A 21,801-nucleotide genomic window follows, 5' to 3' on the forward strand; every position below is an offset into this window, starting at 1 on the left:
GTGTGCCCGACACAGTGCCCTCCACCGAGCCGCGCGCCCCGCGCTCCGGCGGTCCCTCGCGCGATCTCCGCCGTGACCTGTACGCCGCCGCAACCGCCGCTCTGCTGGTGACTGCGGCCGCCCTGATCGGACGCCACATCCAGGACACCGATCACACGCTCCGAGTCGGCTGGCCGCCGCTGCTGGCGTCCTGGGGACCGCACCTGGGCCCCGGCACCCCGACGGCCGTACTCGTCGCGGCCGCTGTCGCGGCGTACGGCCCGGCCCTGGCGGCCCGTCTCTCCTGGCGAGCCCTGATCCCGGCGGCCTGGGCCACGGCCCTGGCCTGGACCTTCTCCCTCGCCCTGGTCGACGGCTGGCAGCGCGGCATCGCCGTACGCCTCACCACCCGCCACGAGTACCTCCAGGTCATCGGCCGCTTCGACGACATCCCGGCCGCGCTGCGGGACTTCACCCACCACATCCTGCTCCACTCCCCCGACAACTGGCCCGCCCATGTCGCGGGGCATCCCCCGGCCGCCACCCTCACCTTCGTCCTGCTCGACCGGATCGGGCTGCGGGGCGGCGGCTGGGCCGGCACCTGGTGCATCACCGTGGGCGCGACGGCGTGCGTGGCGGTACTGGTCACCGTCCGCGCCCTGGCCGGCGAGCACCTGGCCCGGCGCGCGGCCCCCTTCCTGGTCCTGGCACCGGCGGCGGTGTGGATGGGCACCTCGGCGGACGCGTACTTCGCGGCGGTGGCCGCCTGGGCGGTGGCGGTGCTCGCGCTCGCCGTCACCCGGGGTTCCCTGGCCTCCGCCGGGGCAGCGGGGCTGCTTTTCGGCCTGACCTGCTACCTCTCCTACGGCCTCACATTGGTCGCGTTGATCGCCGCGGCGGTGCTGTGGCTGGGGCGGCGCGGTGTGCGGGAGCGGCCGGCTCTGGTGGTGGCACTGCTCGCCGGAGTGGCCGTCGTGCCGGCGATGTTCACGCTCGCCGGGTTCGACTGGTGGGAGGCGTACCGGCTGCTGGTCACCCGTTACCGGCAGGGCGCGGGCGGCGTACGCCCGTACGGCTACTGGGTGTGGGCCAATCTCGCCTGCACCGTGCTGATCACGGGTCTGGCGACGGCGGCGGGGCTGCGGCGCACGGGGTCCGTCCTGCTGCGGCGTGGCCCGGCGGAGGGTGGCACTCTCCGCCTCGCGCTCCTCGTGACCGCCGCTCTGCTCGCTCTGCTGGTCGCCGACGTCTCGGGCATGAGCAAGGCGGAGACGGAACGCATCTGGCTCCCCTTCGCGATGTGGCTCCTCCCCTCCTGCGCCTTTCTCACCCACCCCCGCGCGTGGCTCGCCGCCCAGGCAATGCTCGCGCTCCTCCTCAACCATCTGCTGCGCACCGGGTGGTGAGACCGGTCCAGGAGACGGAAAGTGAGGGTATGGGCATCGACGTGACGGCCGAGCGGGTGGTCCCGCTGCCGCCGGAGAGGGTGGCCGGGTACGCCATGAACTGGCGGCACGATGCCGAGTGGACCCAGGGCATCCGCACCGCCGAGCTGACCCGGGAGGCGGACGGAGGCGGCTTCGGCGTCGGCGCCGAGGTGACCCGTACCGCGTACTTCCTCGGCCGCCGCATCGACTATGTGCTGCGGGTGGCCGCCCATGAGCCGCCCCGGCTGCTGGACATGGTCTCAGTGGCGGGCCCGATGCCCATGCACGTCACCTACGCCTTCGAGCCCCACCCGCGCGGCACCCTGGCCCGCATCCGTGTCCGGGGCGGCGAGGGCGGCTTCTACCGGCTTGCGGCACCGCTGCTGGCCCGACAGGTCCGCGGCAGCCTGGTCAAGGACCTGCGCGACCTGGAAGCGCGACTTGTGGAACAGGTGTGACCTGCTGCGATGGGATACGACGCGGGGCAGGTTTCGGCGGGTCCGGGACCTGCGCACCTCTCGATCGCCTCGTGCAGCCGCGCGTGCCCGCTCGGTGTTGAGCCGCCCGTCCGCTCTCCTACGATCCGCCGACACGCGCACCATCGCGAGCCCCGTGCCCTCCACGGCCGACGTGACGGACAGGATCTGCGGCAATGCCTGGAGCGGCACGGCCCGTACCAGGCAGGAGTGGCCTCGGGCAGCCCGTCGCGCACCTTGGCGCCGCTCAGGGCGAGTAGATGCACGACCACGTCCCGGCCACCGGATCAGGATGTTCGCCATGCTCCGCGCCCCAGGAGGGAAGAGAGGGCGTGGCCGGTCCAAATTCCGCTTCGTGTCACCCGCACCGTACAGACCCGTTCCAGGCGGGGAGCCGCCCCGTTCATAGCGGGCTGCCCGTAACCTCGGCTGCCCGCATCTGCTCGTACGCGTCCCTCCACCCCGGTCGCTCGTACTCCCGCACGAGAAAAGTCCCTACGGGCAGCGTACGTGGTGCCCGCAGGCTGCGCCCGAGTCCGGAGGTGAACCGGCTGACCCCGCCGCGGGTTGACCCGACGCCGGGCAGGCCGTTGCTTTCCGGACGGACCGACCGCGGCACGATGTGCGGCTCGTACCCGCAGGAAGGGGATCTGCGGAATCCGTTCAAGGACGTCACCCGGAGTGGCCGAGGTCCTGCCGGGCGAGGGCTGCCGGACGCCCCTCCGCGGGTGGCCGGCGCCATCGGGCTCGTCGGTATCCGCCTCTCCTGCGATCTGATGCGGGAGCGCGGCACCTGCGGTGACCGGCTCCAGCTTCCCGTACGCCCAGTTGCCGGAACCGGACCGGACGTGGGCAGGGCGGATCGCCATCCGCCCGCTCACGATCCGCCTGCGCCACGGAAAACCGGCCTGGCGGGAGCAGGTCGGGCAGAACCTCTCCTGTTGGTGGGAGGTCGTGCAGCCGCGTCGACGTCGACTCCGGCCCGATCGGCCCCGTGCCGTCGTGCACGCCCTGGATGGATTGATCACGAGCGCTGTTGACACGTACGGGTCATTGTTTCGGGCACGGTCGCCCGAGGACCACGGAAGCGTCATGGCGGTCCCCGGCGACAACCGAAGGTGGGCTCAATCGCCGGACGACTGCCCTCGGCGTGGACCCTGGGGAGACATCGCGGCCTCGGCCTCCGCTCTGGCATCGCTCACCGCGGCGGCGGCCTGCTTCCCGGCCTCGTCGGCGGCCGCCGCGGCGTCGAGTGAAACCGTCGAGCCTGCGTCGAGTTCCGGAACCCGGCCTGCCCGCGAGGTGTCGTCGGCGTCGACGGTGCCCTCTCCCTGGGGTCGCTCGGGTTGCGGAGAGGCCACCGTCGACTGATCACCAAACGCACGGGTGACGGTCCGAACCGCCTCGGTCAGCTCCCCCGGGATCACCCAGAACGTGTTGTTGTCACTGCTCGCCAGGTGCGGGAGCGTCTCCAGGTACTTGTAGGCCAGGACCTTCGGGTCGGCGTTGTTGCGATGGACGGCCTGGAAGACGAGCTCCACCGCCTTCGCCTCGCCGTCCGCCCTCAGGATCATGGCTTGTTGCGTGCCCTGTGCCTCCAGGATGTCCTTCTGCTTCGTGCCTTCCGCGGTGAGGATCTTGGCCTGCCGCTCCCCTTCGGCGTGCAGGATGGCCGCGCGCTTGTCGCGCTCGGCCCGCATCTGCTTCTCCATCGCCTCCTTGATGGTGTGCGGTGGATCGATGGCCTTGATCTCGACACGGTTGACGCGGATGCCCCACTTGCCGGTGGCGTCGTCGAGGACGGCGCGGAGCCGGGAGTTGATCTCCTCGCGCGAGGTGAGCGTCTCCTCCAGGTCCATGCTGCCGATGACGTTGCGCAGCGTGGTCACGGTGAGCTGGTCGATCGCCTGCAGGTAGTCGGCGACCTCGTAGGCCGCCGCCCGCGGGTCCGTGATCTGGTAGTAGAGCACGGTGTCGATGTTCACCACGAGATTGTCCTCGGTGATCACGGGCCTGGGGTCGGAGGAATAGACCTGCTCGCGCACGTCGAGTTTGGTGTTGACGCGGTCCGCCACCGGCAGAACCAGGTTCAGGCCGGGCTGCAGCGTCCGGCGGTACCGGCCGAACCGCTCGATGTTGTAGCGGCGCGCCTGCGGAACGATCCGCACGGCGGAGGCCACGAGGAAGACAACAACGATGGCCGCCACAAGAATGGGGATGACAACTGGATCCACAGTGCCTCCGTCGCTATGTGTTCAGCCGTTCACGGAAGGAGTTCACGGGGGTAGACGATGGCCGTGGCGCCCTCGATCTCCATGACGTCCACCAGCGCTCCCGCCGGGATGACCAGACTCTCGTCGAGGGCTCGGGCGGACCACTCCTCGCCGGAGAGTCTGATCAGACCGCGGGTCGCCGTGACCTCCTGCATGACCTCGGCCCGCTTGCCGATCAGCGCGTCACTGCCCTCGCGGGTGAGGGGCTGCTGTTCCATGTGCCGCAGCGCGACAGGACGGACGAGGACGAGACCCGCTGCCGCCGCCAGTGCGAGAGCCACGAACTGGCCGAGAAGACCGACGCCGACGCCCGCGACCACAGCGGCGACCAACGCTGCGCCCGCCAGCAACCCGAAGACCAGTGTCAGGGTGAAGAACTCCGCGACACCCAGCGCCGCGGCAGTGAGCAGCCATACGAACCACGGCATCGAATCGCCCTCCTCTTGGGGCCCTCTTTACCAAGCTACCTCCCGTGACGCCGAGCGGAACAGACAGGCGAGCCCCAGTCCGCGGAAGGCCGAACGGCTGCCGTGATCACGCAGGTCGTGAAGACGATCAGGGACCACGCGGCCGTCGAGGCCACGACAACGGAACAGCCGGGGCGGTGACGCAGGGAGCGGCACCCGCACGTGCCTCCCTCACGTAGGCGTCGTACAGCAGGTCGCACCAAGCCCCGGGACGAGGAGGGTGTCCGCCTGGACGAACCCCTCCATGGCCCCGGCGAAGGCCCGCGGCATCGGCGAGACGAGGCGTCCGGCCGCGGGACGACCGTCAGTCCGCGCGACGGCGTCCACAGCGGGGACTCCCTGGTACTCCCCGCCGTCCACAACCCGCGACGCACATGGCACGTCAGAACAGCCGCCGCCACCAGGGGAGGGGCTGCACCAGACGTCCCTGGGTGCCCCACCTTGGGTGATCAAGCGCGGGGGCGGGGCGGGCCGAATGCATCGTGCCCACCGCCTGTGAGTCCAGGGAAGGCAGGGACGAGTGGTAGTCGATCACAGGCAGCCCGTCCGGCGGAAGTCGTGGCGGAGCCGAGGGGGCACACGACCGTCGGTCGGTAACACCCGGACCGGACCGCCTCACCACATCGAGGCAGACAGACGTGTCGTGCTCCCCTGCGACCGAACCACTGGTGCTTACTTGAGGGCATGCTCAGCGGAGTTCGCGCCCTTGTCCTACCCGTCTCACAGCGCCGCTCGCTGGACGAGCTGACGCAGGACCTGGACCTGTCCTCGGGGGACACCAGGTCCAAGCGCTCGGCCTTCTGGACGATGCTGACGCTGTCGTCACTCATCGCGGCCGCCGGGGTCCTGACGGATTCGACCGCCACTGTGATCGGTGCGATGATCATCGCACCGCTGTCCACGCCGATCATGGGCATCGCTCTGGGCTCGGTGCAACGCCGGCGGATCGGAGCGGTCAGGGTCGTCCTGGCCGCCTGCGCGGTGGTGATCGCGGTCGGCGTGCTCTTCACCCTGGTGCTCCCCGACAACTACGACCTGCTCTCCAACAGCCAGATCTCATCACGGACGTCACCGGGACTGATGGACCTGGTCGCCGCCCTGGCCACCGGCTTCGCCGGCGCGGTGGCGCTCGCCCGCCGAGACGTCGCCGCCGTACTGCCCGGGGTCGCGATCGCCATCTCCCTCGTCCCCCCACTGGTCGTGGCCGGAGTCTGTCTGGGGCAACTGGCGGGATCACTCGCCCTGGGAGCGCTGCTCCTGTTCGTGTCCAACTTCTTCGCCCTGGTCTTCGGCGGCATGACGATCTTCGCCGCCCTCGGCTACGGCACTCAGGCCGACAAGGCCGCCGAACGGCCCACGCGCCGTACCTATGCCGCCATGGGCCTGCTGTTCGTAGTCGTGTTCGTACCGCTGGCGGTCAACACCGCGCTCACGCTCCTGATCAACTCCTGGACCAACCAGGCCAAGAGCACGGCGGAACAGTGGCTCGACGACACTCCGGGGGCGTCCGTCACCAGTATCGACATGGCATCCCGGACGATGTACATCCATGTCCGCGCGCCTGGAGACCTCCCGCCGGTGAAAGCTCTGCTCGCCCGTCTGGAGGGACGGATCCCGGACGGCATCCCGATCGTCGTGGACACCGCCCGGGGCCGGCGCATCGACGCCGGAAAGGTCGGCGGCTGAGCGTCGTACGACACTCGGGGCCACCCCGGCGGGAGCACCGCCGACGTACCGAGCGCTTCGGCCGACCCGCCGCGGCCGGTCCGCCGTTGACGCGGACTCACTTGCCCTGGTGGTCGGCCAGACCACCGTACGCAGGGCATGACTCGGGCCCTCATGTTTCCCGGACGCCCCCGCCCCAGGCGCCGACGCTCATCAGCTCCCGTGCCGCAAGAGCGCCGACCGAGATGAGCAGGCCAGGGATCCGGACCGACACGGGGATCGACGTCGATGTTCTGAAGGGGGTGCCGCCCCCTGCCGCATGCGGGCAGTTCAGGCTCGCCGCCACAGACTTCCAGGGCAACGCCGGTGTCGCCGATCGGCGTCACGGCTCCACCAGATCGGCGGCGAGTTCGGTTCGCCAGTGGACGGACATCCGCTGGTGAAGGATCTTGGCCGCCGCGACGGGGATCGGCAGCTGTATGAACGCCCGTAGTGCCTGAGTCGCGTTCTCCCGTACGGCCCAAGCGCTGAGGTCCTGCTGGGTGAGGGGTCCGGGATCCCTGCGCCACGCGGGCTGCACCATCTGGCGGGCCGCCCAGGTCTCCGCGGCCAGCGTGCGCATCCGCACGTCCAGAGGATCGTCGTGGGTGAGCGGGACGGTCTCGCCGCGGCGGATGCGCTCCAGGGCCGCCGCCACCTCCTCGTACGTGTCGACGCGCGTCTCCGCTGCCAGCCGGACCAACTGTGCCGCGACCGCTCCGCGCAGCCGGTCCGGCGGAGTGCGTTCGACGAGCTCCGCCAGGTCGAATCCCCGTACCCGGGGCGCGGGTCGGCACTCGTACTCACGGAAGTCGTCCAGGACCGGCAGCAGCAGGGCGCTGGTCAGCTCCGTGGCCGTGTCGTCCTCGGGGCGGTAGGTGATGCCAAAGTCCTCCGCCAGATCACTCAGGAGGCGGGCGTACGCCGCAGTGGATCCTGGCCAGGGCTCCACGCCGTGGCGTCGGGCCGTCTGTCCGCCGGGCATCTGGACGTAGTCCTCGCGCGGCGACCGGACACGGCGTGCGGCTTCCGGGCGCTCTGCCCCGTCCGCGGTGACGGTGACACACGCCTCCGGCCCGCGCTTGGTCAGAGCCACGGCGCGGGTGCCGACGGACAGCAGCCGCAGCACCTCCGGCCGGCTGAACTGGGCGGCGCCGGTCTCCTGCGTGGCATAGGCCCACCCGCCGACGGCGCCTACCCGCACCAGCGGCCGGTACGCCGCCCAGGGTGAGTCCGCCATCTGTCGCGCTCGCTGCCGGTTGCGCGGCCGGACCGTGGCGGGGACGGCGTCCAGCCGACACAACAGCTCGGCCGGGGGGACGCCCTCCACGAAGACCACGTCCGGCTGGTCCGGAGGCGGTTGCGGGTGGATGTGGGCGATACGGACGAAGGCGACGATGCCGGTTGCTCCTCCGTACGCCGGTCCGGTGGGAGCGATGTCGGGTGCGGCAGCGGCAGGAGGCCCTTGTTCCGGTTCGGCGGCCGCGGCGGCCAGGGCCAGTGGGGACACCGGGTCCGGGATGACGGACACCTCGTCCTCCCAGAGCAGCACGCCGTCCACGGCCAGGGGCACGCGGCCGTTGAACATACGGCTGTTCTCCAGGGCGTCCGCGAAGTCGGCCAGCACGTGCCGGAGCGACGGCCATGGAGTGAAGGAAGGGGCGTCCTCGTCGAAGTAGCGGCCCACGCGACCGCGGTTCGGTCCGGCGCGGCAGGTGAGAAACAGCCCGTCGGAAGACTGCCAGCCGATGCCCAGCGTGATCAGCAGCCACTCCCGGCGCCAGAAGACCGCCAGCTCCTCTTCCTCGTCCTCCGCCTCGGCCATACCGGCGCCGACATCGCGCAGGAACGTCGTGCTCCTCACGATGTCGGCGACGCCGGAGGGCGGCCCGTAGTACGCCAGTACCGGAGCTCCCTCCTGCAGTTCCACTCCGTCGTGACAGCGCAGCGACGCCACCAGGTCGGCAGGGAAGTCGACCTGGAGCGCGCGCTCGGCGGCTTCGATCTCCTCCATGGATGCCGGAGGGCGCAGCCGGGCGTGGCTGAGGGGAGCGTGCCGGGCCAGCCAGAGGTCGATGCGGGCCCAGGACTCTTCGACGGCGGGGATGCTCATGGCACCGGACCCTACGGCTCGCCACTGACAAGCCGTCGGGCGCGAACTCGCCCAGTGTCGCCCAAGTCCTTCCATACCCGCACCGGATTGTCAGAGGTGCCTGGCACACTGCGGAGCCATGTCCTCGAACGATCGTTTTCGTACCACAACCCCTCGCGCGCTGCGCGACCCCGTCACCCTGAGCACCCGCCTGGAGGCCGTCCCCACGGAACCGCGCACGCGTCCCCTCAACGAGTGGGTGGAGAAGCTGCGCGAGAGACTCGGCGACGGTGAGTCCGTGCCGTGGTTCGACCCCGCCTCCGGCGGGGTCGAGGCCCGCAGCCTCTTCCTGCTGGAGGCACCGGGCCAGAAGTCCGTCGGCGAGGAGGCCGGGCTGCGCCGGACGGGCAGCGGCATCATCTCCGTCGACAACGACGACCAGACGGCACAGAACTGCTGGACGCTCCGCTCGGAGGCCGGTCTGCCGTACCGGGAGTCCCTGCACTGGAACATCGTGCCGTGGTATCTGGGCAGCGCCGATCGCATCGCCGCGCCCGGACAGACGGAGATACAGCGCGCGGCGCCCTTCCTGCACGAGGTGATCTCGCTGCTCCCCGCCCTGGAAGTGGTCGTGCCGATGGGCCGCAAGGCGCAGGCCGGCTGGGCTGCGTACCAGGCGCGGTACGCGCCCCAAGTGCACACGCTTCCCACCTGGCATCCCAGCCCTCGGGTGTTCGCCTCCAGGCCGGCTGCCCGCGACGAGATCCTGGAGGTGCTGCGCCGGGCGGCGAAGCTGCTGGGCACCGCCTGATCGTCGGGGCGGCGCAGCCCCTCCTGGCCGCGCCGCCCGCCATGTCATGTCCCGGGTGTCAGGTCAGGGGCGAGCTCCCTTCCTTCCCGCGTTCGTCGCGCCCGCCGTCGTCTGCGGAAGGCGAGGACTCCCCCGCTCGCCACCCCGACTACCGCCGCCACGAGAACGGCTGTCGCGGTGGTGGGGTCGAGCCCCGCCACGGTGTCCGACCTGTCCGCGGCGCCGGGTGTCGGCAGGCCGAGGCCGGCGCACTCGGACGGCGGCTCGGCCGACCCGGCCCCGTCCACCGCCTCGAACTGGAACGCACTGGACTGAGTGTCACCGTCCGCGGCGGTGATCCGGTAGCTGAGGGTGATCACCCCCGTGGGCAACGGGGTGACCGCTGCGCAGGCGGTGCCGCCACCGGTCACGATCGGCTGCCCGACCGCGAGAGCCGTACCGTCCGGGCCGACCAGACCGATCTCGGGCGCGACGCCCGACTTCAGGTCGCTGAACGTCAGGGCCACGACATCGGTCCCGGCGACGACCCTGGCGCCCGGCGCCGGGGTGGCGTCCTTCAGCGCGGTGTGGGCGTGGGCCGGCGCGCCGCCGCAGAGCAGCAGAGCACCCGCGCAGCCGAGCGTGCCCGCCGCCCTCAGAAGTCGAAGTCCGCGCATGTGATCCGGTTGTCCATCGCTTCGGTGGGGTGGACGACGACGGCGACCGCGCCCTCTTCCGTCTTGCGGGAGTTGTTCACGGTCGTCATGCCCTTCCCGGACTTGTCGGCGGTGAACATCAGGTGGATCTCGTTCGGGGGCGTGGTGGCGCCGCCCTTCTCGAACTGGAAGTGCTCCCCGCCGTTCTCCGCCGAGCAGTGCTGGGCGTGCAGGTGGGCCATGTAGGAGGCACCGGGTTCGAGACCGGTCAAGGACACGGTCACGGTGGTGCCCTTCGAGCCCTGTGCCAGCCAGGCGGTGCCCTCGACGTCGTCCATGCCGGGCGGGCGGGTGTCGAGCAGCTTGAAGGCGCCCTTCACCACCGTTGCTCCGGGGATCTTGTCGGCCGGAGTGGCGGAGGGATCCCCCATCGCCATGTCGGACATACCGTCCATGCCGTCCATGCCGTGGGCGGAGGACGAGGGCGAGGATCCGGTCTTCGCGGAGGCTTGGTCGGACGACGCGCCGCCGCAGCCCGACAACAGGAGGGCGGTGGTGGCCAGCAGGGCGCCGGCCACGGCGAGGCGAGGTCGCCGGTGGGCGGACAGGGGCGGCCTCGGACCACTGGACGCGGGCACGGAGATGTCATGAAGCATGAGTGGAAACTCCCGATCGGTGGACGGGCCACGGTCCCTCGCGCGGACGCGGCTGCGTCGACGGCCGTCGAGCAGACACGCGTCGGGCAGAGGAGACACATGGACCGGAGCGAACGGGCCGACACCGCGAACGGGCATGTCGGCCACGCGTCTGCCCCGGCCCTGTCCCGTCCCGCGAGCGGAAGGGAAATCAGCCGAAGGGCAGACGGAGAACTACGGATCCGATGCCCGGCGGCGGCCCTCTGCGCACCACCGCATGTCTCAACAGGGCGGGGCTGCTTCGCGATGTCTCCGCCCAGTCCTCGCATGCCCACGGCGTGGGCGCCCGGAGTTCCAGTGCGGGGTGGGCGAGCACACCACAGATCCGCCGCAGCGGCGTGAAGAGCAGGGCGGCGAGGGCCCGGCTCACCTGATGGGCCGCTGCCTCGCCCCGCCAGAGCCACGTTCCGCACACCAGCGCGGCCAGTAGATGCGCCAGGACCATCCCGACGGAGCCCTGTCCGACGACGGTCGCGTCGATCATCGAGCCGACGGACGTGCCCGCCGTCCCGGGATGATGCATGACCGGACCGGAAGCCGAATGGCCCATGTCCATGACCAGCCCGGAACGCGAGAACATCCGCGCGTCCATGACCGGCACATGACCGGCCGTCCCCACACCGCCGGGCCCTCGGGTGAGTGCGTGGGCCAGGTCGAACACCACGTGCAGCAGCGCTTGAGCGGCGACGGTGACCCCGACCACAACGGCTGCACGACGCTCCCGGGCGGTCAGCCACCAGCCCTGGGCAGCCGTCAGGGCGAGCCCCGAGCCGACCGCCCACCACGGCAGGACGTCACCGGACATCAGCGCGTGTCCCAGCGCCGTGGTCGCCACACAAACGGCCGCGAAGACACCGGACCGCAGCAGGCGCAGGACACCGGGGCTCTCCACACGCCATACCGAGCGGCCTCCCCGGCGCGCTGCGCCGCGGTGGCACGTGCGGTACATCCGGCAACTCCTCGAACAGATGGGCTTCTGGTTCCATACGAACGAGACTCAGGTCCCGTTCACGCCGGTTCGACACACCGGGAATCGTCCGTGTGTACGTCTACGAGGCAGAGTTGTACGCTGCAAAGGTGGTTGGGGACAAGTATTTCTTCGAGCAGTACGAGCTGGACACCGCTCGGATCCAGCTCCGTCGATCAGGTCAGCCGGTCCATGTGGAACCGCGCGCCCTGGACCTGTTGTGTCATCTCGTCCGGCACCGGGACCGGGTGGTGCCGAAGAACGAACTGCTGGACGAGGTGTGGGGGGACCGCTTCGTCAGCGAGGCCGCCCTCACCACGGCGCTGCGGACCGCGCGTCTGGCCGTCGGCGACACCGGCAGTGCGCAGCGGGTGATCCGCACCGCGCACCGGCGCGGCTACCAGTTCATTGCACCGGTGACGGCCGGCGAGCCCGACTCGGACCGAGGACCCGTGGTGGTGGGCACCACGGCCGACGGTCCCGGCGACGCCGCCCATCAGACGATCCGGTTCTGCCGGGCCGACGACGGCGCGCGCATCGCGTACGCCTCCGTGGGTTCGGGCCCGCCCTTGCTCAAGGCGGCCAATTGGATGACCCATCTCGACCTCGAGTGGACGACCCCGCTGTGGTCGCACTGGCTCAGCGGCCTCGCGCGCGGGCGCCGGCTGATCCGCTACGACGAACGGGGCTGCGGCCTCTCCGACTGGGTGGTTCCGGGATTCTCGTTCGACCGCTGGGTGGACGACCTCGAAACCGTGGTGGAGGCGGCGGGGCTCGACCGTTTTCCGCTGCTCGGCGTGTCGCAGGGTGGTGCGGTGGCGGTCGCCTACGCCGTACGCCATCCGGAACGGGTCAGCCGGCTGATCCTCGCCGGGGCCTACGCCCAAGGACGACAGGTCCGGGCGCAGGGTGAGGACGAGGCGCAGGAGGCGGCTCTCGACCTGGATCTGGCACGGGTGGGGTGGTTGCACCAGGACCCCAGATTCCTCCGGGTCTTCGCCTCCCAGTTCCTGCCCGAGGGCACACCGGCGGACTGGGAGGCGTTCACCGCGTTCCAACGCCAGACGACCTCGCCCGCCAACGGGGTGCGCTTCCTGGAGGAGTTCGCCCGTATCGACGTGACCGACATCGCCCATCGGGTGACCTGCCCGACGTTGATCGTCCACTCCCGCGACGACGAGCGTGTTCCGATGTCACAGGCCAGTGAGCTGGCCGCGCTCATTCCCGACAGCCGGCTTGTCCTGCTCAAGAGCCGCAACCACCTCCTCACGGCCTTCGAGCCGGCCTGGGACGAGTTCCTCGCCCACGTCGACGCCTTCCTGGCCGAGTGATCCCGAACGGTCCGCTGAGGGCGACGCCCTCATGTCCCCCTCAGGAAAGCCTCAGACCTCCGTCAAGCATCGGCCCGGTGGCCGGCCCGATGCTTGAGAGGTGCCGGGCGGACCGGAAGCGGCAAGAGCCCGCGACGGCCCGGCGCTCACCTCAGACACGGGACACGAAAGAGAAGGACGGACCATGCGCATCACCAACACCAGGATGTCCGGCACGACGCGGACTCGTCGGGGGCTGGCGCTGCTGATCGCCTCGGGAGCCGGGCTCGGCTCCCTGCTGCTGGGCACGGTTCCCGCACAGGCGAACGACACCACCAAGCAGGTCTCGGCCGACGGCCAGTCGGTCGTGTTCGCCACGAGCGACAGCAGCCGCAACGTCAGCGGCAGCGTCGAGTTCACCGTGAACGCGGACGGCAACTGGCAGATCACGGGAACCGGGCACAACTCCAACCTCCTGGTCCGCACGATCCACTGGACCTGCGACCTGACCTGGGACGCGGCGGAGGTCTCGCACGCGACCGGGAAGAAGGCCGTGCCCGGCAAGAAGACCCGCACCGTCAGCTCGGCCGCGTACGACCCGGACATCCAGGCGGACTTCGCCGACATCGCCGACCACGGCAGGGCCGACTGCGACATCGTGATCGGCTGACCGGAACGGCCTGGCAAGGCCGCCGGACACGATGAGATGACGAGGGCCGCCCGGTCTCACACCGGGCGGCCCTTCGCGCGTGCCGGACGACGGCGGCGGGAGCTGCTCTCCAGGCTAGTGCCGCATCAGGCAACGTTCGCCCTGTCCACGATGTCGCGTAGGCGTTCGTCGGCGGCGTGCTTGTTCCGCCAGATGATGTAGCGGCGGATCATGCTGCCCTGCGCCTTGTGGCTGGCATGGTCGGTGCCGTCCAGAGCGAAGTAGCGCAGGGCGGTGAACTGGGCCTCGATCCGGTCCAGCCAGGAACTGTTGGTCGGCGTGTAGGCGAACTCAACGTTGTTGGCCGCGGCCCAGCCGCCGACCCGGGTGTCCTTCTTTGTGGTCAGGTGCGGGAAGAAGTTGTCGAGCACGATCGCGAGCCGGATGTCCCGTGGGTAGAGGCTGCGCAGGTAGCGGCAGAACTCCAGGAACCTCGTCCGGTTCTTCTTCGGTTTGATGTGCCCGTAGAGCTTGTCCTGGGCCAGGTCGTAGGCGGCGAACAGGTGCCTGACCCCGTGCAGGCGGGTGTAGGTCGCCCGTCGGCGCGGTCTCGGTTCCCGGCCGGGGTCCTTGTGCTTCCCGCCGCGCTCGGCCCACTGCCGCCCGGGGTGGGGCTGGAGGTTGAGCGGCCCGAACTCGTCGAGGCATAAGACGACATCGGGTTCGCCGTCCTCGGGTATGACCTCGCCGTCGGCGATTGCGTAGAGGTGCTCGACGCGGGCCTTCTTGGCGGCGTAGTCGGGGTCGCGGGAGGTCTTCCAGGTCTTTATGCGTTGAAAGGACACGCCCTCCTCGCGGAGCAGGACCCGAAGGCCCTCGTGGCTGATGTCGTCGCCCCCCTCGGCGACCAGGAAGTCGGCCGGCTTGGCCAGGCTCCAGGTCGAGAACGGCAGGCCGTGCTCGGCCGGCTGGACTTGGCGATCTTCTTGATCTCCCGGCGCTCTGGGAGGCTGAAGGTTCTCGGCCTCCCGCCCCTGTACTTCGGGTAGAGCGCCTCGAAGCCGTCGGCGTTGAAGTTGTGGATCACGTCCCGGACACGGTCCGCGCTGGTGAACGTCACCTCGGCGATCTTCAACACGGGCATGCCCTGCGCGGATAAAGCACCATCTGGGCCCGCCGCCAGGTCACCACCGACCCGGTGCCCCTGCGGATGATCCGCAGCAGCCGCTGCCCCTCGTCGTCATCGATCTCGCGGACCCCTACTCGTTCTGCCACCAGGGCAGCCTGCCAAGACCGCACCACCGCGTCGCGGATGCCGCACTACGCGCGTGTCGCGTGCATCTCCTGAAACAACTCGAACTCACCGTCGGGGGCGGCGCTGAATCCCTGCCAGCGGAACGAGGTCCGCGTGACATCGGTGAATGTCCACCGCGAGCGCCTGCCCTCGGAGTTGTTTCCCTCCTGGATCATCCCACCGGCACCGTCAGACCGACCGATCTGGGAGAAGTACGAAGGAAGCTTCGGTGAGATCCACGTAATCTGCCACAGCCCGGTCGTGACGTCATACATGCGGATGGTGGTGCCGGGGTACCGGTCGTGGAACTCCGGGCAGAAGAGCACATCCTGCACCGCCCGCCCGCCGAGGACCCAGCCGAAACGCCACTCGCCCGCCGCCCTGCGCCATTGACCGTCACCAAAGCGGTACCGGTTGCTGATGTTCCACGTTCCGACCAGTCGGCCGTACAGCATCATCGCCTCGGCGTGGTCCGGGTCAGGGCCGTCTGCCGAGAGCAGCTCCAGCATCGAGTCACGAGACGGCACAGCCATCAGGATCTCAACCTCCTGCTAATGGAACGCGGTTGACCGGCCAGAGGATAGCCCTCCCCTCTGACAGGGCGAACGTTGCCTGATGCGGCACTAGTCGGCGAGGAAGGTGTCGAGATGGGAGAGGAAGGTGGGCCAGGCGGGGTCGGCAGCGGTGAACAGGTGGTTGCGGCTTTCGAGAAGGATCAGCCGGCTGTCGGGGATCAGAGCGGCCAGTTCAAGGGCCTGGGAGACCGGGACGCGCGCGTCGTCGCGGGAGTGGATGATCAGCGTGGGGCAGGTCACGCGATGGGCTATGTGGGAGACGTCGATACGGGCGAACTCCTCAATGAAACGTAGCCCGTTGGCCGGCGAGGTCGTCTGCCGTTGGTAGGCGGCGAACGCGTCCCACTCCGTGGGCGTGGAGTCGGCGAGGAACTGCGAGGCGAAGTAGCGCAGGAAGCTGCTGTCCTGGGAACGCCATCCGGCGCGGGCGATGTTCAGGTCCACTTCCGCGGCGTCGCGCTCGGCGTCGCTCCGGGCCCGGATCAGCTGTCCCCGGGCGTAGGCCGCGGTGAGCACCAGACGGCTGACCCGCTCGGGATGACGCGCGGCGTAGGCGACCGCCACGGCGCCGCCCTGTGACACCCCGAGGAGGGGGAAGCTGTCGAGGCCGACGGCACCGACCACGGAGTCGAGGTCGTCGACCAGGTCGTCGAGGGTGAAGCCGGCCAGCTCCCATTCGGAGAGGCCACAGCCCCTCTCGTCGTAGCGGATGAGCTGTCGGCCGCGGGTGAGCCCGTCGAACCAGTGAGCCCACATCGGGGTGGTCCGGTCGAGGTCGAGGTGGGTCATCCAGTTGGCGGTCTTCACCAGAGGCGGACCGTCGCCGGTGGTGGCGTAGGCGATGCGGGTGCCGTCGACGGACCGGCAGAACCGGATGACCTCGTGGTCCGCCTCCGTCGCCGCCGTGCCCGACACGGCGACGGGCGCGGCGGACGGAGCGGCGGAGGCGACCGTGGCCTGCCCGACGAACTGGTAACCGCGCCGTCGCACCGTGCGGATGAGGTCCTGCCGTGCGCCGGTGTCACCGATCGCCTGGCGGGCGGTGCGCAGGCAGGTGGCGAGTGCAGCCTCGCTGACGGTGCGGCCGCGCCCCATGAGGTCGATGAGCTCCGGCGTGGGCACGACGCGGTCGCGGTGCCGGACAAGATGGCAGAGCAGATCCACCGCTTGGGGCTCGACGCGGACCTGCTGCCCGTCATGGCTGAGCCGACGGCGATCCGTGTCCAACTCGTACTGTCCGAAGAGATAAACCGCGCCGTCCACACCACAGACTGTATATCCGGCGTCTGTCCGCACGGGAGCAGGGCGCGCGGTTCAAATCGCCTGTGCGCCAGCGCTGTTGGGGTACAAACACCACCCGGCCATCACCGCACCGACTCACGCTCCCGCAACCGGCGCCGCAGGATCTTGCCGGAAGCCGCCTTCGGCACCGCCTCGATGAACTCGACCCGGCGGACCCTCTTGTACGGAGCGACCTGGCCCTCGACGTAGGCCATCACCTCGTCGGAGGTGACCGACGCCCCGGGGGCCGACACCACGAAAGCCTTGGGGACTTCGTTGCCGTCCTCGTCGCTGACGCCGATCACCGCGGCGTCGGCGATGCCTGGGTGGTTCACCAGAAGCGCCTCGATCTCGGCCGGCGCCACCTGATAACCCTTGTACTTGATCAGTTCCTTGACCCGGTCGACGATGAACCAGTTGCCGTCCTCGTCTACCCGGCCGATGTCACCGGTGTGCAGCCAGCCGTCGGCGTCGATCAACGCGTCGGTCTCCTCCGGTCGGCCGAAGTACCCCTTCATCACCTGCGGACCCCGGATCCACACCTCACCCGGTTCGCCGACCGCCACATCCAGCCCCGAGATCGGGTCGACCAGTCGCGCCTGGGTCGACGGCAGCAGGTGCCCCACGCAGGCGACGGGCTCGTCGAGGTTGCCGTCGGCATGGAGGTGCGAGGCAGGGGACAACTCGGTCATGCCGTACGCCTGCCCCACCTCCACTCCCAGCCGGGCCACCACCGCCGACTGAACTCCGGCGTCGAGCGGCGCCGCGGCGCAGATGACACGCCGCAGATGCGACAGGTCCAGGTTCCCGACCGCGGGGTGCTTGGCCAGCGCCAGCATCACCGGTGGGGCCACGTACGCGTGGGTGATCCGGTCGCGCTCCAGGCTCGTCAGGAACGCGTCCAGGTCGAACCGCGCGTGCACGTACACCGTCGCACCGCGGTGGAGCGCGTTGTTCACCAACGCGGTCAGCCCGAAGATGTGGAAGAACGGCAGGATCGCGATGACGCGGTCGTTCTCCTCGATCCGGTGCAGGGCGTTCATCTGCACGAGGTTGGTGCACAGGTTGCGATGGGTCAGCATCACGCCCTTGGGCACACCCGTCGTGCCGCTCGAGTAAGGCAGCACGGCGACGTCTGTGGCCGGATCGATCTCGAAGGCAGGCACAACGCCGTCACCGGTCATCAGTCCCAGCACCGAAGGATGGCCGGCGGCCGCGTCGCAGACCAGGATGTCGATCTCCCGGCCGGTCTGGCGCCGGACCAGTTCGACCGCGTCCCGCGCGGTCTCGATCAGGGCCGACACGCTCACCATCAGACGTGCCTCTGCATCGATCAGCTGCTTGGCGATCTCGGCGGGCAGGGCCAGCGGTGACAGCGTGGTCACCGTCCCGCCCGCGGCGGTGGTGGCGTAGAGCACCACCGGGAACAGGATCGTGTTCGGCGAGTGGAGCGCCACCACATCCCCCTTGCCGATGCCCGCGGCGGCGAAGCCCGCGGCGAGCCTGCGGACCAGGGCCGTCAACTCGCCATAGGTGAGCGTCCGTCCGCTGGAGGCGTCCACCAGGGCCGGCCGGCTTCCGCGTCGGGCGGCCTCGCCGAGCACCCACTCATGGAGGGGACGATCGACTGGGGCGACGTCCGGGTACTTGCTCTGATAGATCATCACATCTCCGTATAGCTCGACACGTTGTGTGGGCTGGGCCTGGCCGTGGCGCCCGGCCATGCGCGTGGGCCTCGGAAGCGAACGGCCGGCCGAGCGACCACCTCCTCCCCCAGGTCGCGTTCGTCGGCCCGCGGGCGTCGAGTGATCACCCGTCCCTGTCCCCCATGTGCCCCGCCCAGCCTGCCCGAACGGCCTTGCAGGTCCGTCGCGGCGCACAGGCCTCCATCGTCGGGCACACCGCCAGGCCTGCGCTTGGTGGACTTCTGAGGGTTCTCTGAGGAGTCATGAGGGCAACCGCACCCGGAATGGGCCGGTGGATTCCGAGCGGTTCGAGGCCGCTCTTCTTCTCGTTCTGCATTCCGGATGCGCGGGCGCGCGACTCTGCCGTGGCGAACAGAATCACACACGTGAGCGCCGCTGGCGGCGGTGCCTTCACGAACCCGTCGGGGCTGCGCCAGCTGCGGCATGGGTGCCCGGCACGTGGGCCGTCCGTAACGGCGCGTTCGGTTTCCGGAAGGAAGGCGCCGCAGGCAGGAGGTGACGCTCCGTCGGACTCGCCATATGAATGGTCTTGGGACAGTGCGTATTTTCTACTAACTTGTAGAGGAATCGGACATCGCTGAGTGTGGGCGGGCCGGGCGAGTGCGGCGTCGCCGCGCCGCGGGAGCACCCGGTCGCCGCAACACCCTCGCACCACTGCCATCCCGAGGTGACACTTGCGCCTGAGAAAGCTCCGCACAAGGAAGGTCACGAGGGCTGCCGTCGTAGCCCTCATCTGTTCCGCCACCTGCCTGCTCGACGCCTCTCTCGCGGCGGCCGCCGACGGTGATCCCGCGACACTCTCCGCCGATCCGCTGGCCACCTGGCAGACCAACGGCATCGTCTGGTCGCTGGCTTCCGCGAACGGTGTCGTCTACGTCGGCGGCACCTTCGACTCGGTCCGCCCGCCGGGCGCGGCACCTGGTCAACGAGAGGTGGCACGCCGCAACTTCGCCGCGTTCGACGCCAGGACCGGCAAGCTGCTGCCCTGTGCCCCTTCGTTCACCGGATACAGCCACACCGTGCGGGCCATGAAGGCCTCGCCGGACGGTCGCGTGCTGTACGTGGGCGGCTCCTTCGACAGCGTCGGATCCCAGCGCGTGGCCAACGTGGCCGCCCTCGACACGGCTGGCTGTTCCGTGCGCAAGGGGTTTCATCCGGCCGTGTCCGCCACGGTCCGGGCCATCGAGACCACCGACGGCGTGGTCTACCTGGGTGGTGACCTCGGCCGCGTCGACGGTCAGATCAGAAACCGAGTCGCCGCCGTCAGTCCCGAGGGCACGCTGCTGCCCTTCAGGGCGGACCTCGACCGTCCGGTGCGCGCCCTGTCTGCCGCGTCCTCGCACGGCAGGCTCTTCGTCGGAGGCGACTTCGAATCTGTCAACGGGCAGGCCGCCCGCTCGCTGGTCGCACTCAGCCCCACCAGCGGCGCGACGGTGCTCACCTTTCCGGGCTGGTTCCCGCCCCAGTCGTCGGTGAAGACGATCGCCCAGGACAGGACCCGCTTCTTCGTAGGCGCTGAGGGGCACGGGCCGGGCATCTACGACGGCCGGATCGCGGGCCGGATCGCCAGCGGCAGCATGGTGTGGAACGACACCTGTCGGGGCGCCACCCAGTCCGTCGTGCCCTACAAGGGCGTGCTGTACAGCGCGTCGCACGCGCACGACTGCAACGAGACGCCCGGCGGGTTCCCCGAGCGGGCGGACCGGCAGCACCTGCTGGCCCAGTCGGTCGAGAACCGCAGGATCCTGCACTGGTTCCCCGACACCGACGGCGGGCTGGGCGAGGAAGTGGGGCCCCGTGCCCTGGTCGTGGCGGGGGGTGTCCTGTGGGTGGGAGGTGAGTTCACCAGGGTCAACGAGGAACCGCAGCAGGGTCTCACCCGCTTCGGGAGCCGCGACACCGGAGCGCCGAAGGTGCCGGCCCTCTCACTGTCCTCGGCCGCGCCCGGCAAGGTCACGCTCGCCTGGCGCGCCACATGGGACCGGGACGACGCGTCGCTGACGTACCGGATCTACCGGGACGGGAAGCTCGTCGCACGGCAGACGAAGCGGTCCACCTACTGGGACCTTCCGAAGATGACCTACACCGACTCGGTGAGCTCCGGCACGCGTCACCGGTACAGCATCGACGTATCGGACGGGACGAACACCTCGCGCAGGTCTCCCTCCCTGACCGTGACCGTGCCGAAGAGAGCCACGACGAGCGCGGCGACCGCGCCGGAGAACGCCACCAGGCGGGTGCCGGGCGGAGGAGACGGCGAGACACCCCGTCCGAGGCCCACCATGGAGCCGGTGACCGGCCACACCGTGACCACGCCGTCGCAGGCCACTCGGTAAGCGGCTGGTGACATGCGCCGGATTCGCGTCCGGCGGCCACGAAAGGGGTGCGGCTCGTGCCGTATGGCCAATCCCTCCCGGTATCGATCAAGCCCTGTCGGCTGTGCCGGCTGGAGGAGAGGGGCGAAGTGACAGGGTGGTGCGGGCCCGGGCGTGTGGCCAGGGCGATCGCGGCGGCCGTGGTGGCCGCGTCCGTGTGCGCGGCGTGCGGAAGTGACGCACCTACGCCTGCGGAGCGAGAAGAGTGTGTGCTTCCGCCCCGTGTGCTGACGGTCGAAGACCTGCCCGCCGGGTCCTCGGTGATCGCCTGTGCCGCCGTCGGACGCCTCGTCACCCACGCCGGTACCGGCGTGACCGTCCCCGAACCCGGTATGAAAGCCGCCGTCGACGCCCTGACGGTGAACGGATCGGCACACGGCTTCACCCTGGAGGTCGACGCCGATGGCAGGATCTCCTACGACCTGACCGACACCGCGGCCGAAAAGCCCGCCCACGCGGCCGCTGCCCCGGCCCGTGCCGGCGGGGCGTGTGATGACGGCGCCTACGCCACCGCCGGCCGCAAGAAGTACGGCACGTACCAGTGGTTCCTCGGCGACGGCCCCCTGCCCGGCAACCTCTCCCGCGCCGACGCCCGCCGGGCGTTCGAGGAAGCCATCGCCACCATCACCACGAGCCGCAACGACTGCGGACTCGCCGACAAGGTCAGTGCGAAGGCGAGGTACGTGTCCCGGACCAGCCGCAGGGCCGGCATCGACCGCAAGGGCCACTGCACCGCACGCGACGGGCTGAGCGTCTGGGACGCCGGGGACCTTGGCGGCGATGTCGTCGCCCTGACCTGCTCGTGGAGCCGTCGGGTCACCGGGCGTCCGGACGCGCTGCGCGAGGCCGACGTCCGCTTCAACGTCGACGACTACGTCTTCACGAACAACCCCTCCGCCGACTGCACCGACGCGTACGACATCCGCAGCGTCGCCACACACGAGGCCGGCCACGTCTTCGGCCTGGCCCACGTCGGCCCGGGACACGAGGGCCTCACCATGTACCCGACGTCGTTCCTCTGCTCCACGAGCGCAAGGACTCTCGGCCGGGGAGACGTCCTCGGATTGCGTGCCCTGTACTGACCG

17 protein-coding genes and 1 pseudogene are annotated in these 21,801 nt (G+C 70.1%); 8 read left to right on the forward strand and 10 right to left on the reverse strand.

The genetic code is table 11. From position 1 onward, the window contains the following. The first annotated feature begins 14 nt into the window (after nt 1-14). Nucleotides 15-1,385: a hypothetical protein gene (locus tag ACIRF9_RS43055; RefSeq protein WP_403834388.1), complete on the forward strand. Its 1,371-nt coding sequence runs from the start codon at nt 15-17 to the stop codon at nt 1,383-1,385. Nucleotides 1,386-1,414: 29 nt separating this feature from the next. After that, a complete protein-coding gene (locus tag ACIRF9_RS43060) occupies nt 1,415-1,864 on the forward strand; it encodes an SRPBCC family protein (RefSeq protein ID WP_403834261.1) in 450 nt (149 codons plus the stop codon). Between the two features lie 1,142 nt (nt 1,865-3,006). Here the strand turns inward: ACIRF9_RS43060 and ACIRF9_RS43065 are convergent. Together ACIRF9_RS43065 and ACIRF9_RS43070 are read right to left on the reverse strand one after the other, a co-directional pair. Continuing rightward, nucleotides 3,007-4,116: an SPFH domain-containing protein gene (locus tag ACIRF9_RS43065; RefSeq protein WP_403834263.1), complete on the reverse strand. Its 1,110-nt coding sequence runs from the start codon at nt 4,114-4,116 to the stop codon at nt 3,007-3,009. Nucleotides 4,117-4,145: 29 nt separating this feature from the next. Beyond that, entirely contained in the window at nt 4,146-4,583 is a 438-nt protein-coding gene (locus tag ACIRF9_RS43070) for an NfeD family protein (protein WP_403834265.1), read from the reverse strand. A gap of 723 nt (nt 4,584-5,306) precedes the next feature. Here ACIRF9_RS43070 and ACIRF9_RS43075 point away from each other — a divergent pair. Further along, entirely contained in the window at nt 5,307-6,308 is a 1,002-nt protein-coding gene (locus ACIRF9_RS43075; protein ID WP_403834267.1) for a TIGR00341 family protein, read from the forward strand. Nucleotides 6,309-6,669: 361 nt separating this feature from the next. Here the strand turns inward: ACIRF9_RS43075 and ACIRF9_RS43080 are convergent, their stop codons facing one another. Beyond that, nucleotides 6,670-8,439 carry an SMI1/KNR4 family protein gene (locus tag ACIRF9_RS43080; RefSeq protein WP_403834269.1) on the reverse strand — a complete coding sequence of 590 codons (1,770 nt, stop codon included), beginning with the start codon at nt 8,437-8,439 and terminating at the stop codon, nt 6,670-6,672. 118 nt (nt 8,440-8,557) lie between these two features. On the opposite strand from ACIRF9_RS43080, the gene ACIRF9_RS43085 reads away from it, so the two are divergent. Further along, nucleotides 8,558-9,229: a uracil-DNA glycosylase gene (locus tag ACIRF9_RS43085; protein ID WP_403834271.1), complete on the forward strand. Its 672-nt coding sequence runs from the start codon at nt 8,558-8,560 to the stop codon at nt 9,227-9,229. A 44-nt stretch (nt 9,230-9,273) separates the two neighbouring features. Here ACIRF9_RS43085 and ACIRF9_RS43090 read toward each other — a convergent pair whose 3' ends face one another. From ACIRF9_RS43090 to ACIRF9_RS43100, 3 genes are all read right to left on the reverse strand, one after another. After that, nucleotides 9,274-9,885, reverse strand: a complete 612-nt coding sequence (locus ACIRF9_RS43090; protein ID WP_403834273.1) for a copper resistance protein CopC — start codon at nt 9,883-9,885, stop codon at nt 9,274-9,276. Then, on the reverse strand, nt 9,864-10,520 hold the full coding sequence (locus ACIRF9_RS43095; RefSeq protein WP_403834276.1) for a superoxide dismutase family protein: 657 nt from the start codon (nt 10,518-10,520) through the stop codon (nt 9,864-9,866). The genes ACIRF9_RS43090 and ACIRF9_RS43095 overlap by 22 nt, the downstream gene beginning before the upstream one ends. Nucleotides 10,521-10,710: 190 nt before the next feature. Continuing rightward, nucleotides 10,711-11,451 carry a hypothetical protein gene (locus ACIRF9_RS43100; protein WP_403834279.1) on the reverse strand — a complete coding sequence of 247 codons (741 nt, stop codon included), beginning with the start codon at nt 11,449-11,451 and terminating at the stop codon, nt 10,711-10,713. A gap of 185 nt (nt 11,452-11,636) precedes the next feature. Between ACIRF9_RS43100 and ACIRF9_RS43105 the strand changes: the two genes are divergently transcribed. Next, the gene (locus ACIRF9_RS43105) at nt 11,637-12,857 is read left to right on the forward strand and encodes an alpha/beta fold hydrolase (protein WP_403834282.1); all 1,221 of its coding nucleotides are present in this window, start codon (nt 11,637-11,639) and stop codon (nt 12,855-12,857) included. A gap of 184 nt (nt 12,858-13,041) precedes the next feature. After that, nucleotides 13,042-13,506, forward strand: a complete 465-nt coding sequence (locus ACIRF9_RS43110; protein ID WP_403834284.1) for a hypothetical protein — start codon at nt 13,042-13,044, stop codon at nt 13,504-13,506. A gap of 125 nt (nt 13,507-13,631) precedes the next feature. On the opposite strand, the pseudogene ACIRF9_RS43115 reads toward ACIRF9_RS43110, so the two are convergent. The 4 genes and pseudogenes from ACIRF9_RS43115 to ACIRF9_RS43130 all read right to left on the reverse strand — a co-directional run bounded on the left by ACIRF9_RS43115 (nt 13,632) and on the right by ACIRF9_RS43130 (nt 18,299). After that, a pseudogene (locus ACIRF9_RS43115) lies at nt 13,632-14,760 on the reverse strand (IS630 family transposase). 45 nt (nt 14,761-14,805) lie between these two features. Then, on the reverse strand, nt 14,806-15,288 hold the full coding sequence (locus ACIRF9_RS43120) for a hypothetical protein (RefSeq protein WP_403834285.1): 483 nt from the start codon (nt 15,286-15,288) through the stop codon (nt 14,806-14,808). Nucleotides 15,289-15,402: 114 nt separating this feature from the next. After that, the gene (locus tag ACIRF9_RS43125; protein WP_403834287.1) at nt 15,403-16,617 is read right to left on the reverse strand and encodes an alpha/beta fold hydrolase; all 1,215 of its coding nucleotides are present in this window, start codon (nt 16,615-16,617) and stop codon (nt 15,403-15,405) included. Nucleotides 16,618-16,718: 101 nt separating this feature from the next. After that, entirely contained in the window at nt 16,719-18,299 is a 1,581-nt protein-coding gene (locus tag ACIRF9_RS43130) for an AMP-binding protein (protein WP_403834288.1), read from the reverse strand. Between the two features lie 716 nt (nt 18,300-19,015). Between ACIRF9_RS43130 and ACIRF9_RS43135 the strand changes: the two genes are divergently transcribed. Then, the gene (locus ACIRF9_RS43135) at nt 19,016-20,677 is read left to right on the forward strand and encodes a fibronectin type III domain-containing protein (protein ID WP_403834290.1); all 1,662 of its coding nucleotides are present in this window, start codon (nt 19,016-19,018) and stop codon (nt 20,675-20,677) included. A 248-nt stretch (nt 20,678-20,925) separates the two neighbouring features. Continuing rightward, entirely contained in the window at nt 20,926-21,798 is an 873-nt protein-coding gene (locus ACIRF9_RS43140) for a matrixin family metalloprotease (RefSeq protein ID WP_403834292.1), read from the forward strand. The last annotated feature ends 3 nt before the right edge of the window (nt 21,799-21,801 follow it).

The sequence above is a fragment of the Streptomyces sp. NPDC096132 genome, assembly GCF_044763345.1.
In the GTDB taxonomy this organism is placed as follows: Bacteria; Actinomycetota; Actinomycetes; order Streptomycetales; family Streptomycetaceae; genus Streptomyces.

Coding starts and splice junctions, on each gene's coding strand:
- ACIRF9_RS43120 (WP_403834285.1), bottom strand. CDS start 15,288: ATGCTGGAGCTGCTCTCGGCAGACGGCCCTGACCCGGACCACGCCGAG.
- ACIRF9_RS43080 (WP_403834269.1), bottom strand. CDS start 8,439: ATGAGCATCCCCGCCGTCGAAGAGTCCTGGGCCCGCATCGACCTCTGG.
- ACIRF9_RS43095 (WP_403834276.1), bottom strand. CDS start 10,520: ATGCTTCATGACATCTCCGTGCCCGCGTCCAGTGGTCCGAGGCCGCCC.
- ACIRF9_RS43110 (WP_403834284.1), top strand. CDS start 13,042: ATGCGCATCACCAACACCAGGATGTCCGGCACGACGCGGACTCGTCGG.
- ACIRF9_RS43085 (WP_403834271.1), top strand. CDS start 8,558: ATGTCCTCGAACGATCGTTTTCGTACCACAACCCCTCGCGCGCTGCGC.
- ACIRF9_RS43075 (WP_403834267.1), top strand. CDS start 5,307: ATGCTCAGCGGAGTTCGCGCCCTTGTCCTACCCGTCTCACAGCGCCGC.
- ACIRF9_RS43070 (WP_403834265.1), bottom strand. CDS start 4,583: ATGCCGTGGTTCGTATGGCTGCTCACTGCCGCGGCGCTGGGTGTCGCG.
- ACIRF9_RS43090 (WP_403834273.1), bottom strand. CDS start 9,885: ATGCGCGGACTTCGACTTCTGAGGGCGGCGGGCACGCTCGGCTGCGCG.
- ACIRF9_RS43130 (WP_403834288.1), bottom strand. CDS start 18,299: ATGATCTATCAGAGCAAGTACCCGGACGTCGCCCCAGTCGATCGTCCC.
- ACIRF9_RS43060 (WP_403834261.1), top strand. CDS start 1,415: ATGGGCATCGACGTGACGGCCGAGCGGGTGGTCCCGCTGCCGCCGGAG.